This window comes from Woronichinia naegeliana WA131, from assembly GCA_025370055.1.
Lineage (GTDB): Bacteria > Cyanobacteriota > Cyanobacteriia > Cyanobacteriales > Microcystaceae > Woronichinia > Woronichinia naegeliana.
Genome location: CP073041.1, coordinates 4,615,316 through 4,633,545 on the forward strand (window position 1 = coordinate 4,615,316; position 18,230 = coordinate 4,633,545).

3 protein-coding genes (1 of these 3 cut by a window edge) are annotated in these 18,230 nt (G+C 40.7%); 1 reads left to right on the forward strand and 2 read right to left on the reverse strand.

Annotated elements, in window-relative coordinates; genetic code table 11:
- Both KA717_23180 and KA717_23185 read right to left on the reverse strand, forming a co-directional pair.
- On the reverse strand, window positions 1-7,436 hold the 5' portion of the coding sequence (locus KA717_23180; GenBank protein UXE58892.1) for a non-ribosomal peptide synthase/polyketide synthase. 6,643 nt of this gene lie to the left of the window's left edge; only the first 7,436 of its 14,079 coding nucleotides appear in the window; the start codon lies at window positions 7,434-7,436; the stop codon falls past the left edge of the window.
- On the reverse strand, window positions 7,433-15,442 hold the full coding sequence (locus KA717_23185; GenBank protein UXE58893.1) for an amino acid adenylation domain-containing protein: 8,010 nt from the start codon (window positions 15,440-15,442) through the stop codon (window positions 7,433-7,435). The genes KA717_23180 and KA717_23185 overlap by 4 nt, the downstream gene beginning before the upstream one ends.
- Before the next feature lie 702 nt (window positions 15,443-16,144).
- On the opposite strand from KA717_23185, the gene KA717_23190 reads away from it, so the two are divergent.
- Entirely contained in the window at window positions 16,145-18,208 is a 2,064-nt protein-coding gene (locus tag KA717_23190; GenBank protein UXE58894.1) for an ATP-binding cassette domain-containing protein, read from the forward strand.
- The last annotated feature ends 22 nt before the right edge of the window (window positions 18,209-18,230 follow it).

The window sequence follows — 18,230 nt, forward strand, 5'->3', positions numbered from 1 at the left end:
TCGGGTTGCAACGCTTCGACTAACATTTCAAAGGGCAAATCTTGATGAGCATAGGCATCCATTGCCACTTCCCGAACACGGGTTAATAACTGACTAAAACTTGGATTATCGGCTAAATCCGCCCGCATTACTAAAGTATTGACAAAAAAGCCGATTAAACCCTCAATTTCACCGCGATTACGGTTAGCAATGGGAGTTCCCACCAAAATATCACTAGACCCTGTATAACGATAAAGCAACGCATCAAAAGCAGCCAATAGCGTCATAAATAATGTCGCCCCTTGTTGGCGGCTCAATTCAGTCAAGGCTTTGCTGAGTACGGGGGACAGGGAAAATTCTTGATAGGCTCCGACAAAACTCTGCACCGCAGGTCGGGGGTGGTCTGTGGGCAGAGATAATAAAGCAGGGGCATCGGCTAGTTGATTTTGCCAGTAATTTAATTGAGTTTGCAGTACATCCCCTTGTAACCATTGTCTTTGCCAGAGTGCAAAATCTGCATACTGAATCGGTAAGGGAGCTAAATTTGCGGGCTGATTTTGAGCATAGGCATTGTATAGGGTGGTCAGTTCGTGGATAAATACTTCTATTGACCAACCATCACTGATGATGTGGTGCATACACACTAGCAAGAGGTGTTCTGTCTCGGATAGCACCACTAAAGTCGCTCGGATTAAGGATTCCTGGGCTAAATCAAAGGGTTGATTGGCTTGTGTTTGCCGTAATTGCTGTGTTCTTTCTGCTTGCTCATTTAGGCTTAAATGTTGCAACTCAACTACTGATATTTTCTCTTTTGTTGTTTGAATAACCTGAGTCGGTTGTCCATCAATCGTGACAAAATTAGTCCGCAATACCTCATGGCGATCGCAAATTGACCATAAACTTCGTTCCAAGGCCCCTTGGTTGAGGTTTCCTTGTAAACGCAATACCATCGGTATATTGTACAAAGCACTATTGGGTTGCAACTGGTCTAAAAACCACAAACGCTGTTGAGCAAAGGATAGGGGCAATTCTCCATCCTTCGTTCGGGGTAAAATGGGGGGAACAGCTAAGGTGAGGTTTTGTTGCTGTAATTGTCCAATGAGATGGGCTAATTCCGCCACCGTCGCCGCCGCAAATAAGCTCCGCAAAGGCAGTTCTATTTTAAATAAACTACGAATACGGGACACCAATTGAGTTGCCAGTAAGGAATGTCCCCCAATTTCAAAGAAGTTATCATAAATTCCCACTTGCCCTACCTTTAGTACCTCTGTCCAAATTTGCACCAACATCTCTTCGATGCCATTGCGGGGTGCGACATATTGATCACGGCGATTGCCTTCTAAATTCGGTGCAGGTAAGGCACGGCGATCGACCTTGCGATTAGGGGTAAGGGGTAAGGATTCCAGAAAAACGAAAGCTTGAGGAACCATGTAAAGAGGCAAATTACCCGCCAGGAACTGACGTAGTTCACTAATCATCGGTATCCGTTCATAATGAGACACGATGTAGGCAACTAAATACTTTTGTCCTGGAAGGTCTTCCCGAATCATCACACAGGATGTCTGCACATCAAGATGTTGGTTGAGTATCGCCTCAATTTCTCCTAATTCGATACGAAAACCGCGAATTTTAACCTGATTATCAATCCGCCCAAAACATTCAATGCTACCATTCGGCAGATAACGGGCTAGGTCTCCCGTCTTATACAAACGATTGAAAGGTGCATCAGCAAAGGGATTGTCAATAAATTTTTCAGCCGTCAATTCTGGACGATTCAGATAACCCCGCGCTAAACGAAGACCGCAGAGATGCAGTTCTCCCTTAACTCCAATGGGTGCAGGTTGCAGATTTTGATCCAGTATATAAGCCTTTGTATTGGCAATGGGACGACCAATCAGAACTGAATTCATTTTTTCTGACTGAGAATCCAGCAAATCGTGAACAATCGCTGTTACAGACGCTTCTGTGGGGCCATAGACGTTAATGCATTGAACCCGTTTTCCGACCCATTGCCGCCAAATATTGACGGTTTCGGGTAACACGGCATCTCCTCCCACTGCGACGACCCGCAGACTGGATGGCACGGTTGCAGAAGATTGTGAAATGGCGATCGCCCATTCATGCCAATAGGCGGGAGTAATATTTAAGAGCGTTAGGCTTTCTTGTTCGATAAAATCGGCAAAATCTGTCAAGGTTGGGAACATTTGCGAGGGTCTTAGGACGACTGTGCCACCTTTTAACCAGGTGGGAAAAATTTCTTCCGCCGCGACATCAAAACCAAAGGACGCAAACTGTAAAACGCGATCGCTTGCCGTTAAACCAAATACTTCGCTAATGCCCCAACTATGGTTAACTAAGGCTTCGTGGGTTAACATCACTCCTTTCGGTTTACCCGTTGAACCAGAAGTGTATAACACACAGAGTAAGTTTTCTGGTACTACTTCACTGACGGGATTTTCCAGACTTTGAACTGTCAGTATCTCGGCAGATTGATCTAATACAATTACCCCTACATCTTCTACGGGTAGAGAGCTGAGTAAACTTTGTTGGGTTAGCAGTAGGGAAATTTTGGCATCTTCGGCCATGTAGGATAACCGTTGCTGGGGATAATCGGGGTCTAAAGGGACATAGGCTCCCCCTGCTTTGAGAACGGCCAATAATCCGACAATTACTAACAGCGATCGCTCTAGATAAATGCCAACTAAAACTTCTGAACCTACCCCCAAAGATTGTAAATAATGGGCTAATTGATTGGCTTGAATATTTAACTGTTGATAGGTTAATTCTTGACCTGAACATACCACTGCTACGGCATTCGGTGTTCGTTCTGCTTGTTCTTCAAATAAATGATGAACACATTGATGGAAAGGATAATCTTTTTCCGTCCCATTCCAATCTTTTAATAATTGTTGTGACTCTACCTCTGTTAACAAGGGCAGTTGGGAAATTTGCTGTTGAGGGTTAGCAACAATGGCTTCTAGCAAGGTCACAAAATTCCCCGCTAATCGTTCAATGGTGCTACGCTCAAACAGGTCTGTATTATACTCCCACACTCCCCTTAATCCTGTATTGGTATTTTCCATTCCCAACGTTAAATCAAACTTAGCCGTTGCATTTTCTGTTAACAAGGGATTGGCAGTTAATCCGATTAATTCTAACTGAGATGGAGGTTCATTTTGCAGTAAAAAGTCCACTTGAAAGAGGGGAGCATGGCTTAAATCTCGTTCTGGTTGTAGGACTTCTACTAACATCTCAAAGGGCAAATCTTGATGAGTATAAGCATCCATTGCCATTTCTCGAACGCGAATTAATAACTCATTAAAACTAGGATTCCCTGACAAGTCAGTTCGTAAAACTAAAGTATTGACAAAAAAGCCGATTAATCCTTCCAATTCACTGCGATTACGGTTAGCAATAGGCGTTCCAATTAAGATGTCTTCCTGTTCCGTATAACGATAAAGTAAGACATCAAAAGCGGTTAACAGGGTCATAAATAAGGTGACACCCTGTTCTTGAGTCAGTTGGGTGAGCTTTTGGCTTAATTCCCAGGAAAGGGTAAAGGGAAGATGAGCACCAGCAAAACTCTGTACAGCAGGTCGAGGTCGGTCTGTGGGCAGGGATAATAAGGCGGGAGCCTCTGCTAACTGTTTTTGCCAGTAATCTAATTGACGTTGCAGAATATCTCCCTGTAACCACTGTTTTTGCCAAAGAGTGTAATCACCGTAATGGATCGGTAACGGCTTTAAAGATGAGGGCTGATTTTGAATGTATGCGTTATAGAGATCGGTTAATTCCTGAAGAAATATCCCCATTGACCAGCCATCACTGACAATGTGGTGCATACAGACTAGCAAGAGGTGTTCCGTTTCAGATAACACGACTAAATTGATTCTGATTAGGGGTTCACTAGCTAGGTCAAAGGGTTGAATGGCGTGGTTTTGGGTTAACTCCTGGGAGGCAATTCCCTGTTCGCTACTAGATAAATGCTGTAAATCAACAACCGTCACTGTCCAGCTTCGTGTTTGTATAACCTGGGTAGCGATACCATCAACGGTAATGAAGTTAGTGCGTAAGGCTTCATGGCGATCGCAAATTTCCTCTAAACTCTGGATCAAAACGTCTTGATTAAGGTTTCCCTCTAAACGCAATGCTAGGGGAATATTATAAAAAGAACTATTGGACTCAAATTGATCTAAAAACCAAAGACGAGTCTGGGCAAAAGATAAAGGTAATTCTGCATCTTTTTCCCTGGGTAAAATAGGGAGTTCTGTTCGTTCTTCCTGTTCCGAAACTCGTCTTATGACCTGAGCTAATGCGGCGACGGTCGGGGCAACAAACAACTCGCGTAGGGGCATTTCTACCTGAAAAGCCTTACGGATGTGCGAAATCAGTTGAGTTGCTAATAATGAATGTCCGCCCAATTCAAAAAAGTTATCGTGAATACCCACCTGTTCAACTTTTAGGACTTTTACCCAAATAGCGGACAAAATCTCTTCAATGGGATTACGCGGCGCAACGTATTGTTCTTCGCTTTGGAAGTCTGGAGCAGGTAAAGCACGGCGATCAACTTTACCATTCGGCGTTAAGGGTAGGGATTCCAAAATGACAAAGGCACTAGGAATCATATACTCTGGTAACTGAGTTTTCAGAAACTGCCGCAATTCATTAACAGCAAGCAAACTTTGCTCTTGTTGGGCAGAAATTCCCTCTGCTTGGGGGACAATGTAGGCAACTAAACGTTTTTGCTCTGTCTCATCTTCCCTCGCAATAACAATAGCAGTTTTGACTGTGCTGTGCTGACTAAGAACGGTTTCAATTTCTCCTAATTCAATGCGGAAACCCCGAATTTTTACCTGATTATCAATCCGTCCTAAATACTCAATATTGCCATCAGGTAAATACCGACATAAATCCCCCGTTTTATACAATTTACTCCCTTTTGCCTTATCAAAGGGATTGGGAATAAATTTTTCAGCGTTCAACTGCGGACGGTTGAGATAACCTCGTGCTAAACCTGCACCACCTATGTGTAACTCCCCTTGTACACCGATTGGTACGGGTTGCATCTGGTTGTCCAGCAGATAAATCTTGGTATTTTGTACTGGCTTACCAATTGGTGTATTTCCATTGCTGATCCTTTCAGTTTTAATCGAATACAATGTTGAACAAATCGTCGTTTCTGTCGGCCCGTAACCGTTAATGATTTGCAGTCCAGAAATCCTCTGACTTATTGATATTAACAACTTCTCGTTAATTGGTTCAACTCCTACTAGCAATCTCCGTAAAGAAATATGGTTAACTGCTTGCTCTAAATAATCTGAAAAATTGTTTAGCATAAAAGGTGGAATGTAAGCACTAGAAATTTGCTCAGAATACAACCAATTAATAAATTTAAAAGCATCAGAACGAATAAATTCTGGAGTAATGTGTAGTGTAGCTCCTGATAATAATGCTGAAAAGACTTCATAGACTGAGACATCGAAATTTAAGCTAGTCCATAAACTACAGCGATCGCCAACACATAAAGGTTTTTTTGTTTGAAAATCCGTATATAGATTAACAACACCAAGATGATTACAATAAACTCCTTTAGGCTGCCCCGTAGAACCAGAGGTATAAATCACATAAGCTAAGTTGTTGGGAGTGACCGTAATGTTAAGATTATTCTCATCGGCTTGACTAATATTCTGCCAATCACTATCTAAACAGACAATATACTCCTGGTTTTGTGCTAGAAGCTTGACCAATTTATTTTGAGTCAGCAACACTTCCACCTGAGAATCTTCTAACATAAAGCTCAGGCGTTCTTGGGGATACTCAGGATCAAGCGGTACATAAGCCCCGCCTGCCTTGAGAATACCTAATAATCCCACCATCATCTCTAAAGAACGCTCAACACAAATTCCGACTAAAGTATCAGCTTTTACGCCTAGTTTTTGCAAATAATGTGCTAGTTGATTAGCACGACAATTTAACTCAGAATAGGTTAATTGTTGATTTTCAAACACCACCGCTACAGCATTAGGAGTTCGTTCAACTTGTTCCTCAAATAACTGATGAATACACTTATCAACTGGATAATCTACCTCAGTATTATGACCGTCAATCAATAACTGTTGTTGTTCAGATTTAGTTAACAAAGGTAATTGAGAAATCCGCTCACTCGGATTAGCAATAATTCCCTCAAGTAAAGTCAGAAAATGACCGTTCATTCTTTCAATAGTCTCACCATTAAATAGGTCAGTATTATATTCCCAATCTGCAGTCATTCCAGCTTCTTTTACCCGTATAAACAAACTTAGATCAAACTTAGTCTTTTTAAATTCCAAAGGCTGAGGGGTGGCTTTTATTCCCTCTAAATCCATTTCATTTAGAACTTCATTATCTAGTCCAAACATCACCTGAAATAGAGGAGTATAACCCATATTTCTTTCAGGTTGTAATGCTTCTACTAACATTTCAAAGGGTAAATCTTGATGGTCGTAAGCATCCGTTGCCGTCTTTCGTACCTGTTTTAATGCCTCGCTAAAACTGGGATTTCCTGCTAAATCTGTTCTTAAGACTAGGGTGTTGACAAAAAAGCCGATTAACCCAGCTAATTCGCTACGAGTACGGTTAGCTATGGGAGTACCAACTAAAATGTCTGTTTGTCCCGTATAGCGATAGAGTAGAACCTTAAATGCGGTCAAGAGGGTCATAAATAAGGTGACACCTTGTTCACGACTCAGCCTATTTAACCCCTGACTAAGTTCTGGGGAAAGAATACCATTGATTCGATCTCCCTCAAAACGTTGTTCTGGCGGCCTTGGACGATCTGTCGGTAGATGCAATAAGGCAGGTGCTGCTGCTAACTGTTTTTGCCAGTAATTTAACTGATTTTGGCGAATTTCTCCCTGTAAATACTCCCTCTGCCAAATTGCAAAGTCGGCATACTGGATCGGTAACTCTGGTAAATGAGGCTCTAAACCTTTAGTATAGGCATTATAAAGAGTTGTCAATTCCTGAATAAATACCCCCATTGACCAACCATCAGAGACAATATGGTGCAGACAAATCAGCAAGAAATGTTCTGTGTCTGATAACTTAAGTAGGGTTGCTCTAATTAGGGGGTCATTGGCTAAATCGAAGGGTTGATGGCTGTGAATTTCTAGCCATTTTTTGAGCGCATTATCTTCTTGATAGTTTTGGCTTTCTTTCCCGTTGACGATTGTTAATTTCCAATTGCTTTCAGGTTTGATTATTTGGACAGGGTTTCCGTCAATGGTGAGGAAATTGGTGCGGAGGGCTTCGTGACGCTGAATAATTTCTTGTAAACTTTTTTCTAGGATATCTACTTTGAGTTGTCCTTCTAAATGCAGGGCTAAGGGAATGTTATAAAAAGGACTGTTTGGTTCTAATTGATCTAAAAACCATAAACGTTGTTGGGCATAGGATAGGGGTAGTTCTTCGTAATTCATTTTCTTTTCCTCGGTAAAATAGCTGGAACGATGGGGGCTGATTTTTTCTGTTTTAATTGTTCAATCTCCTGGGCTAATTCAGCTAGGGTTGCTGAGTTGAATAACTGACGTAGGGGAAGTTCAATTTCCAAGCGATCGCGTATCTGTGCTACTAATTGAGTCGCCAGCAGGGAATGTCCTCCCAGTTCAAAGAAGTTATCATTGATGCCTACTTTCTCTACCTTTAGAACTTCTGACCAAATTGTTGCCAGTATTTCCTCCATAGGGGTACGAGGAGCAACATATTTGTCTGATGCTTCACTACCTGATTCAGGTGGCGGTAAAGCCCGACGGTCTATTTTACCATTAGCAGTGAGGGGTAAGGCTGCTAAGATAACGAAAGCATTAGGAACCATGTAATCAGGTAATTTAGCTTTCAGAAATTGGCGGATTTCGTCAATTATGATGGTTATTTCGGGCTGGGGCACGATATAGGCGACAAGACGCTTATCCCCCGTCGTATCATCCCAAACTAGCACCACCGTCTCCCAAATCTGGGGATGAGATGCCAATAATGCCTCAATTTCCCCTAATTCAATACGGAATCCTCGAATCTTAACCTGATTATCAATGCGCCCTAAATATTCTAACTCGCCATTAGGCAAATAACGGGCTAAATCCCCCGTTTTATACAATTTTGCTCCTCCTTGAGTCTTTCCCTGATTAAGGCTTGCCCCCGCCTGAGTTCCCCCCTTATCAAGGGGGGGTAGGGGGGGATCAAAAGGAATAGAAATAAACCTTTCTGTGGTCAATTCAGGACGATTGAGATAACCCCTTGTCACTCCTGCACCGCCTACATACATCTCCCCAGGCACACCAACGGGTACGGGTTGTAAATATTGATCGAGTAAATACACCTGTAAATCGGGAAGAGGGCGACCAATGACACTGGCGGTACTATTGACATCAGCCATGCTTAAGGGGCGATAGGTAACATGGACAGTAGTTTCCGTAATCCCATACATATTAACCAATTGGGGAAATTGGTCGCCGTGTCGGTCAAACCAAGGCTGTAAACTGTTGATTTCTAAAGATTCTCCCCCAAAAATCACCAAACGTAAACCTAAATCATCATCTGTGGCTGAATCCTCCCCAACCTCCCTTAATAAGGATTCTTCAGCTTGAATTAACTGACGGAAAGCGGTAGGGGTTTGATTGAGAATCGTTACTTTTTCTTGACACAATAACTCATAAAATGATTCGGGAGAACGAGTCACTAAGTAAGGGACTATTACCAGCCGTCCACCATAGAGTAAAGCCCCCCACATTTCCCACACGGAAAAGTCAAAAGCGTAAGAATGGAATAGAGTCCAGACATCTTGGGAATTGAAATGATACCAGGAGTCTGTTGCGGCAAACAGTCGCACGACATTAGCGTGATTAACTAAAACCCCTTTCGGTTTACCCGTAGAACCTGATGTATAGATTGTATAGGTTAAATTCTCTGGTTCTGACTTATTTTCAGGGTTTGACGTGATATTTTGAGCGATTTTTTCCAATTCTGTATCTAAACAGATAAGTTGTGCTTGATGTTCAGGAATAGACTCGGCTAATTTTGCTTGAGTTATTAATATTTTCACTTGAGAGTCTTCTAACATAAAGCTTAGACGTTCCTGGGGATAATCAGGGTCAAGAGAAACATAAGCACCACCTGCTTTTAATATCCCCAATAATCCTACAATCATCTCTAAAGAACGTTCAACACAAATCCCCACCAATTCATCGGGTTTAACCCCCAAAGAAAGCAAATAATGCGCTAACTGATTAGCTCGACAATTTAACTCACCATAGGTTAATTGTTGACCTTCAAATACCACCGCTACAGCATTAGGAGTCTGTTCAACCTGCTCCTCAAATAACTGATGAATACACTTATCAGCAGGATAATCTACTTGAGTATTATTCCAGTCAATTAATAACTGTTGTTGTTCAATTTTTGTTAATAAAGGTAATTGAGAAACTCGCTCCCTCGGATTAGCAATAATCCCCTCAAGTAAAGTCACAAAATGACTCAGCATCCTGTTAATTGTATCCTGCTCAAAGCGACTCCCATCATAATTCAACCTTACCGACAATTGCTCACCAGGAATAACTACAACTGTCAGAGGATAATTAGTCTGTTCAACTCCGCGAAAATTAGAAATTGTCAAATTACTATTATCTTCTAAAACTTGAGTGTCCACTGGATAATTCTCGAACACAACAATACTGTCAAATAAAGACATACCTCTCGGAATATCACTTAATCCCTGAATCTCTACCAAAGGACTATAGGCAAATTGTTCAGACTCGACCTGTTGCGTCTGTAAATCCTTCAATAAACCTAACAATTCAGTCTCAGAAGACATTTGAACTCGAACTGGCAAAGTATTAATAAACAAACCTACCATTGATTCTACACCAACCAGTTTTGAAGGACGACCAGAAACGGTTGCACCGAAAACCACATCGGCTTCCCCACTGTAGCGAGACAGTAATAATCCCCAAGTTACTTGCACCAAATTATTCAGGGTCAATTGATGCTTTTTCACAAAAGATTGAGCGGCAGCAGTTGCTGCTACTGTTAACCTAATCTCCTCTTCTCCGTAGCTAATTTCACCTCTTTCTCCTTGAGGTGAAAGTCGGTCTATCCTTAAAGGAGTTGGTGCGGTAAAACCTTGTAGTTTTTGTCGCCAAAATTCCTTAGCTGTATCTTGATTTTGCTGCTGTAGCCAAGCAATATAATGACGATAGTTAACAGTTGGTTGATAACTTAAACTGTTTCCCTGAGCTAGTGTTTGATAAAATTCTAACAGGTCTTTAAACACTAAAGGTGACGACCAACCATCAATCAATAAATGATGATGACTCCAAACAAACTGATAACTATTCCCCCCCAATCGGAAGAGATTCAAACGCATTAACGGTACTTGAGAAAGTGAGAATCCCTGTTGTCTATCAGCAGCTAGAAAATTCTCTAATTCCTGTTGTTGTTCTTCTTCAGATAACGAACACCAATCATCAATTTTAAGCGTAACATTAACCTGTTTATATACCACTTGAAGCGGCTGACTTAAAGACTCCCAGAGGAAACCAGTGCGAAAGATTGAATATTTTGTTATTATTTGTTGCCAAGATTGCTCGAAGATTGACACCTCCAGATTACCTGTAAGAGTACAAATCATTTGCTCAAAATAGACCCCTGAATCAGGCTTCAATAAACTCTCAAATAACATCCCCCCTTGCATGGGAGATAGGGGATAAATATCCTCAACATTTCGCCAGTTAGTTGTCCCCAATTCGGATTTGAGGGCTAGATTTGCTAACAATTTATCTAGTTCTAACTGGTGAATTTTTGTTAAGGGGAAATCTGTTGGTGTATAACCACCGCTTTTAGGTAATAAACAATGGGCAATTATTGCTCGCAAAGTTTCGACAAATTCTTGGGCAAGATTCTCAATAGTTTCTTGCCGATGAATATTCTTACTATATGTCCAATCTATTTGTAACTTTTCGTGAGTAATAACGGCGTTAATGTCTAATAATTGTGAACGTTCGCCCTGCAAACTACAAGTTTGACCACTGGATTCTGGAGCTAATTGTATCGCTGAAGATTGAGAAAAAACTTGATTAAATTGACCCAGATAATTGAAGCTAATTTCTGCTTCTTTCACTCTCCCTAGTTGCTGACAAATTTCCTCATCAACATTCAAATAACGCAATAAACCATAACCAATCCCTTTGTTAGGAATTGCCCGTAATTGTTCTTTAACAGCTTTTAAAATTTGACCTAAATTATCAGGAATTTGACTAAAATCATCAAGGCTATCTAGGTGAATAATTACGGGAAAAATAGTGGTAAACCAGCCAATAGTGCGGGATAAGTCCACACCTAAATCTACACCATTAATAATGTCTTCTCGCCCGTGCCCTTCTAAGTTAAATAAGACTGATTTCGAGTTAGTCCATTTGGCTAAAACTAGTACCAATGTTGTTAGTAAAACATCGTTAATCTGAGTTTTATAAGCTTGAGGAACATCTTGTAATAATGCCTGAGTTTCTGTTGCATTTAATGATACTACTATCTGAGATGCTGAGGCAATTGTGTTCACTCCTTCTGGATAGTCTACTGGTAAGCTAGGAATTGAGGAATTAGCGTTATTCAACCAATAACTTAGTTCGGATTTTAATTCCTCTGATTGAGCAAATTTTGTGAGTCGTTGTGACCAATCTTTGAAGGAGGTGGTTTTAGCTGGAAGTTGAAGGGTTTGTCCTTGATTAATAAGCTGGTAAGCTGTCTGTAAATCTTCTAATAAAATCCGCCAAGAAACACCGTCAACTACTAAGTGATGAATCACAATTAGTAACCGTGCTCCTAACTTACTTCCCAAGAAGAAATAGTCCACTTGTACCAGATTTTCTGAGAGATTTAAACTCGCTTGTAGTTGGTTAGCTGTGTTTTCAATTGCTGCTTGTTGTTCCCTTTCTGGGACTGTGCATAAGTCTATTAAGGAGAAAGCAATGCTGTCAGTTGGAGAGGAGTGAATCTGTTGCCAACCTGACTCAGTTTCCGTAAATCTTAAGCGTAAAGCATCGTGATGTTTTAGTAAGTGGCTAAAGACTTTTTCCAAGATTTCTGGTTGAAAGTGAGATGGTATTGAGAGCAAAAATGCTTGATTAAAGTGGTGTTTTGCTGCCAGTTTCTGCTCAAAAAACCAGTGTTGAATGGGGGTTAAGGGGACTGTACCTGTGACTAATCCTTGTTCTCCTCCGACGGCATTTGTTGTCCCTGTTACTGTTGCTAATTCGCCAATAGTTTGATGGGCAAATAATTGTTTAAGAGTGATTTCTAATCCAGCTTGTTTGGCTTTACTGATGATGGAAATACTGAGGATTGAATCTCCTCCTAGTTCAAAGAAGTTATCATTAATGCTTACTTGTTTGACCTTTAAAACCTCAGTCCAAATTGTTACCAGTATTTCTTCAATAGGGTTACGGGGTGCAATAAACTTATCCGTTCTTTCGTGATTTTGTTCGGGTGCAGGTAAGGCGCGACGGTCTATTTTACCATTAGGTGTTAAGGGTAATGATTCGAGCATTACGAAAGCACTGGGAATCATATATTCTGGCAGCTTTTCCTTGAGGAATTGCCGCATTTCATTGGGGGTAGGTGTTGCCTCTTTTTCGGGGAAAATATAGGCAACTAAACGTTTATTTCCTGGTGTATCTTCCCGGGCAATAATAACCGATGATTGTACTTGAGGATATTGAGTTAATACTGCTTCAATTTCCCCTAATTCAATACGGAATCCTCGTATTTTAACTTGGCTGTCAATGCGTCCTAAATATTCAATATTACCGTCAGGTAAATAACGCGCTAAGTCCCCAGTTTTGTATAATTTTGACTTTTGATTTTTGACTTTTGAATTGTCAAAAGGATTAGGAATAAATTTTTCTTGTGTTAATTCGGGACGGTTGAGATAACCTCTTGCTAATCCTGCTCCACCTATGTATAGTTCTCCTGGGATACCTATAGGTACTGGTTGTAAGTTTTGGTCTAGTATGTATAACTGTGTATTGGCAATAGGGCGACCGATAGGAATTGAACCGGAAATGTATTTCCCCATAGGTACTTGGTAAATACAACAACCTACAACTGTCTCTGTCGGTCCGTATTCATTGACTAGCAGGGTTTCTGGCGCAAATTCTTGCCAGAAAGCGATGTTTTCTCCTAACAAGTTTTCACCACCGATGATGAAGGCCATGGTTCGACTTGCTGCCTCTCGTGGCGATAATTGCTGATTAAGCAACTCTAGATGAGCAGGTGTGATTTTAACCAAGCTTAAGTGAGAATGGTGACGTAAAGAATTACTTAGAGTCTCAACATCTTGGTCTTCAGCCAGGATTTCTACTTGATTACCCACCAATAACGGCGAAAAAAGGCTAGTAATCGTCAGATCAAAACCTAGGGGAGAGTGAACGAGTGTCCCTGTTCCCTGTTCGACATTATACGCCTGCGTACACCAGCTAAGGTAGTTAACCAGTCCTTGGTGGGGAATCAAAGTCCCTTTGGGTAATCCTGTAGAACCTGAAGTATAGATTACATAGGCTAAATTTTCGGAGGTAACAGTATTAATTAAATTCGACTTACTTAACTTGGAAATAATAGTCCAGTCAGCATCTAAACAGATAAGTTGCGCTTGATGTTCAGGTAATTTATCAATCAATTCCTGTTGAGTTAGTAACACCTTAACAGCAGCATCTTCTAACATAAAACTCAAACGCTCAATCGGATAATCAGGGTCAAGAGGAACATAAGCACCACCCGCTTTTAATATCCCCAATAATCCCACAATCATCTCTAAAGAACGTTCAACACAAATCCCCACCAATTCATCAGGTTTTACTCCCAAAGATTGTAAATAATGCGCTAATTGATTAGCTCGACAATTTAACTCATTATAGGTTAATTGTTGCCCTTCAAATACTACCGCTACAGCATCAGGAGTCCGTTCAACTTGCTCCTCAAATAATTGATGAATACACTTATTTGAGGGATATTCAGCTTTAGTGTTGTTCCATTCGACTAATAGTTGATGTTGCTCTCGCTGTGTGAGTAAAGGTAACAATGACACTGGTTGCTGTGGATTTTCAACAATTGACTCTAGCAAAGTCACAAAATGCCCTGCCATGGGTGTGATGGTAGTATCCTCAAACAAGTCAGTATTGTATTGCCAGTTTAGTTGGAAGGTTTCTGCTGCTTCCATTACCATTAAACTTAGATCAAAGTCTGCACCGCGTTGATGTCCAAGTAAATAGGGAGCCATCTGTAGCATTGGTTCTTGACTGGGGGATAAGTTCTCCTTTTGTTCACACCAAGTTTGTGCTTGCCAAGTAAAACTGACTTGACAGAAAGGCGAACGGCTGGGATCGCGTTGTGGCTGGAGTTTTTCTACTAACAGAGAAAATGGGTAATCTTGATGCTTTTGAGCTTGCCTAACTATTTTGCTGACTTGAGCAAGAAGTTCCGTAAATGTGGCATTCTCCTCGACAAAAACTCTTAAAACGATCAGATTAGAAAAGTAGCCGACAATCTCTTTAAACTCTTTACCCGTCCGACCCCTCATCGGGCTGCCTATGAGGATGTCTGTTTGATTGGTATAACGATAAAGTTGGACGTAAAATGCTGTGAGCAGAACCTGATAAAGGCTGGTTCCAGATGCTAAAGCTAGATGCTTGAGTTTTTCAATTAACTGTTCATCCAGCTTAACAATGTATGAGGCTCCCTCATAAGTCTTGACTGGGGGGCGGGGTTTGTCTGGGAGCAAATTCAAAATTGGCAATTCGCCAGCTAATTGTTTTTGCCAATATTGCCACTGTTTTTCTCCTTTGGAACCCGATAGCATTTCTGACTGCCAGTGGACAAAATCTGCATAAGATTTTTTTTCACTGAGAGAATCTACTGTTTCTGGCTGCCCTTGACTAATTCGCTTGATTTCATTAGTGTATGCAGCTTGAAATTCACCCAGCAGTAAATTAAAAGACCACATATCACCAGCGATGTGGTGCATTGTGAGCAAGAGAATATGGTCTTCTGGTGAAAGAGTAAATAAATTCACCCTCAAAACTGAATCTTTTTCTAAGTTAAAAGGGGTGTCAGCTATAGCATAGATTTTCTCTCTTAAGTGGTCTTCGCTCCATTCGCTGGCATCTATTACCTCAACACTAAAATTCAGTTGTTGATTAACTTGTTGAACTGGTTTGCCTTCATGAGTGGTATATATGGTTCTCAGAATCGGGTGCTTTTCAATGATTTTTTGCCATACACGATTGACAACAGAAATCTCTAAATAAGAATAAATTTTTGCAGTAATAAATATATTATAAGCAACGTTTTCTGGAGCAATCTGGTAGATTAACCACATTGCTTCTTGACCCCGTGAAAGTCCAGATGAACTTGGGTAAATTGTTTCGATATTTCTACTCATTATTTCTACTCGTTTATGAATTGACTTTGTATTACTCAATAGGTTGGTCTAATTAATAATAAGATGTAGTGCGGGAATCTTGACTGTTACGGCTATCCACGAAATAACGTACATTACACATGAACGATCAGAAATAGCGGTTTCACGGAATTACTCTGACATCATAACCTGATGATGAGGGACAAAAAAGAAGTCAACGGGAGCAAAGAAATGGGATAATCATGGCACGCTGGTCATAGACGCACCTGCACCCAGTCATCTTATCATGGGAAAGTAGATTCGTCATCAGCAATTCCAAATTCAAAAATTCATGCCTCTGAAAGTCTTACACCAAGAGAACTTAACAATTCTTGATAATCTTGGCAATCGCTGAAACAACGCAAAATCGTTCTGAATTTATTTTTGCTGGAAATTTGGTAATCTGTGGTAGTTTGAGAAGCACACAATAGTTTTGGCTATCAAAACAACGGTTACTTGTAGTAAGATGACGACAGTTTAAAAAGCAGTAGCAGGGGTGGCGGAGAGAAACATCGCTCTATGCTAATAGATAAAGCGTAGAGAGTACCTTATCACAACTCAAGCATACGAACCTTAATCCAAAGCTTGTGGTGATTCTTTCCTTCGTCAGGATAAATTCCGCGAATCCAGCCAAAATCTAAAATTACTACCCTAAAATGCCCACAACTCAAATGTAAGTGCTATATGTCCGTCAAAGCCTCTCAAGATCACGCGACAACTAATTTTATCTCCAATGTTACCCAATTTTGGGCCAGTGTAAAGGCGATCGCGGCTCCCTATTGGTATCCGACTATGGCGGGGGGAAGAGCTTTTTCCGATGTGATTAAAGCTTGGGCGATGCTGATTTTACTCATCGAGGTAATTCTCGCCGTTGTGGGTTTAAATGCCTTCAATAGTTTTGTGAGTAATTATTTAGTTGATGTCATCATTGCCAAGGATGATTTTGATAAATTTGTCAAAACTTTGGTGGTTTTTGCTGTTGGACTGCTCTTGGTCACACTTTTGGTTGGATTGCTTAAATTTCTCAGGAAAAGAATCGCCCTGGATTGGTATGAATGGCTGAATGGCTGGATTCTAGCAAAATATTTCAGCGATCGCGCTTATTACAAAATTAATTTTAAATCCGATTTAGATAACCCAGATCAACGCCTATCCCAGGAAATTGAGCCAATTACCAGTAACGCCCTCAGTTTTTTTGCGGTTTGCCTAGAAAATGTTCTAGAGATGATCACTTTTTTAGCGATTCTCTGGTTAATTTCCCCTTTTGTTGCCATTCTTTTAGTCGTTTGGACAGTCATCGGTAACGCCATTGCTATCTATCTAAATCAAGCCTTAAATAAAATTACCCAAGAAGAATTAGAACTTAAAGCTAATTACAATTATGCTCTAACCCATGTTCGCACTCATGCGGAATCAATCGCTTTCTTTGATGGAGAAACCCAAGAATTAAGTATTATTCAGCGTAGATTTAATAATCTTTTGAACAGTGCTAAACGTAAAATTGATTGGGAGAGAGGCACAGAAATATTTAATCGGGGCTATCAGGCGGCGATCCAAGTATTTACCTTTGTCATTCTAGGGCCTTTGTATATGAATAGTGATGGCATTAGTTTCGGACAGGTCGGGCAAGCCTGTTTAGCGGCTAATTTGTTTGCTAGTGCGCTAGGGGAATTAATCAGTGAATTTGGGACTTCGGGACGATTTAGCAGTTATGTTGAACGTCTATCGGAATTTTCTCAAGCCCTAGAAGAAGTCGTTAAACAACCCGAAAATGTAAGCACGATTAAAACCATCGAAGAAAACCATTTTGCCTTTGAAAATGTAACTTTGCAAACTCCTGATTATGAACAGGTAATTGTTGAAAACCTTTCTCTTTCCGTTCAGCCTGGGCAAGGTCTATTGATTGTCGGGCCGAGTGGTCGGGGTAAAAGTTCCTTGCTTCGGGCGATCGCTGGTTTATGGAATGCAGGAACAGGCCGATTAGTGCGACCCCCCCTAGAAGAAGTATTATTTCTGCCCCAACGTCCCTATATAATATTAGGAAACTTGCGAGAACAGTTACTTTATCCCAATCGCAATCAAGAAAAAAGTGAGACAGAATTAAGAGAAGTTCTACAACAAGTCAATCTCCAAAATCTGCTCAATCGAATCAATGGTTTTGATACAGAAGAGTCTTGGGAAAACATTTTATCTCTAGGAGAGCAACAACGTTTGGCTTTTGCCAGGGTATTCATTACCCGTCCCAGTTTTACTATCCTAGATGAAGCCACCAGTGCTTTGGACTTTAAAAATGAGGGGAATTTATATCAGCAATTACAAAAAACTAACACAACTTTTATTAGTGTTGGACATCGGGAAAGTCTCTTTAACTATCATCAATGGGTTTTAGAACTCTCCGAGGATTCTCATTGGCAACTGCTCACAGTTCAGGACTATCGCCGACAAAAAGCTCAAGAAATTAGTAGTGTTCCTGACGATAATTCTCAGGCTAGAGTCGAAAACTTACTTCATCAGCAAGCCGCAATGAAACCTCAAATTAATTCTTCCAAAGAACTCCCTCTTGAATCTCCAACGACAACAATCCTGACAGAAGAAGGACTTTCCCACGCACAAATGACGAAATTAAGCAACTATTCCCTCAATAGTATTAGAAGCCTAGCCAGTCGAGGAAAAACCATTACAGGAAATGATGGACTGACCTATCACTATGATAAAGATCCTAAAATCTTAAAATGGCTAAGAGTTTAGCCGATCAGGGATAGGTAAAAAC